General features: G+C 72.8%; 2 protein-coding genes. One reads left to right on the top strand and one right to left on the bottom strand.

Going from position 1 to position 1,670, the window contains the following annotated elements:
• Nucleotides 1-156: 156 nt before the first annotated feature.
• Nucleotides 157-984, bottom strand: coding sequence for an MHYT domain-containing protein (locus VIU94_RS20010; protein ID WP_331913204.1), 828 nt, complete (start codon nucleotides 982-984; stop codon nucleotides 157-159).
• 206 nt (nucleotides 985-1,190) lie between these two features.
• Here VIU94_RS20010 and VIU94_RS20005 point away from each other — a divergent pair.
• Nucleotides 1,191-1,670, top strand: a 480-nt coding sequence (locus VIU94_RS20005) for a class I SAM-dependent methyltransferase (protein WP_331913203.1), incomplete at its 3' end; no start/stop codon positions are given.

The following is a 1,670-nucleotide window of genomic DNA, read 5'->3' as shown; positions in this document are numbered from 1 at the left end:
CCGGCCGCGCGCCGTGGCCTCGGGCGTCGGCAGAGTCGCCGCCGCGTCGGCGAGCCCGCCGGCGGGGCTGTCGGCGTGCGCGTCGGGGGTGTTGCGGGGAGTTCGCATGGCCTCCTCGTTCCGGGTGCGTGCGGGTGTGGTGCGGTGTGCGCCGCGTCAGGCGCGACCGTTGCCGGCCATCTCCCGGAAGCCGGGCGGGGCGACGTCCACGGCCCGGTCGTCCGGTTCCGTCAGGCGCTCGGCGGAGGCGTACGCGGCGCGTTCCTTGGCGGTCGGCGAGAGGGCGACGAAGGCGGAGGTGATGAACAGGTAGGAGCCGAGGCCGACGGCGAGGGGGAAGATGAACTGCATCGCCGCGGCCCCGGGCAGGCTTGCGGAGGACGGCACGACGTCGACCTCGACGGCGAACATGCCGGTGTAGTGCATGCTGCTGACGGCCGCGCCCATGACGAGCGAGGCGAGGGCTACGGCGATGGGCGCGTGGATGTTGAGGGCCGCCCACAGGGCCGCGGTCGCGGCGACGACGGCGATGACGACCGAGAGCGCGACGATCATCGGGTCGTACCGCACCTGGCCGTGCAGGCGCAGCGCGGCCATGCCCATGTAATGCATGCTCGCCACGCCGACGCCGGTGGTGAGTCCGCCGATCAGCAGGGCGCGGAAGCGGTCGCGGCCGTAGCCGACCGCGAACACGCCGAGGCCGACGACGACCATGGCGACGATCAGGCTGAGGATCGTCAGCGGCACGTTGTAGCGGATGTCGGTGCCGGTGACGCCGAAGCCGAGCATGGCGACGAAGTGCATCGTCCAGATGCCGGTGCCGATGGCGGACGCGGCAGTGAGCAGCCAGTTGCGTCGCGAGCGGCCGCGCGCCTCCAGTGCTCGTACGGTGCAGCGCAGGCCGAGGGCGGCGCCGATGCAGGCCATCGCGTACGACAGCACGGGGGTCAGCCAGCCGAAGGTGGCGTGGTCCAGGTGTCCCATGACTCGGGGACGCTAGCCGGGTCAGGGGCGCACGCTGGGGGCGCATTTCGAAAGGTGATGGAATATGACAGAGAGACGTTCTGGAACGATCGCGCCGGGCTCGAACGGGTGCGCCGAACTTTCACCGGAACGACGGACGAAACCACCGGATCGAGGGAACGACCCAACAGGCCCGTCCCTGCGGGACCATGCGCGATCATGGACGGATGAGCGACGACCCGAAAGACGTCCAGGAGTTCTTCGGCGCACGGGCCGCGGACTGGGACGCACGTTTCCCGGACGACGGACCCGCCTATGCCGCCGCTGTCACGGAACTCGGCCTGCGCCCCGGAGACTCCGTCCTGGACGCCGGCTGCGGCACCGGCCGCGCCCTGCCCCCGCTGCGTGACGCGGTGGGCCCGGACGGCACGGTGATCGGCGCGGACTTGACCCCGGCGATGCTGACGGCCGCCGTCGATGCGGGCCGCGGCGACAGCGCCCGGCTGGTCCTCGCCGACGTCACGCGGCTGCCGGTGCGCACCGGCACGCTCGACGCGGTGTTCGGGGCCGGTCTGATCTCCCATCTCCCGGATCCGGAGGCGAACCTGCGCGAACTGGCGCGCACGGTCCGCCCCGGCGGGCAGCTCGCCCTCTTCCACCCCGTCGGCCGCGCCGCCCTCGCCGCCCGGCACGGCCGCCGGATCACC

Origin of the sequence: Streptomyces sp. (genome assembly GCF_036566765.1) — a bacterium.
Lineage (GTDB): Bacteria > Actinomycetota > Actinomycetes > Streptomycetales > Streptomycetaceae > Streptomyces.
Note: the sequence above shows the minus strand (reverse complement) of the source record. Positions and strands in the feature narration are given on the sequence as shown.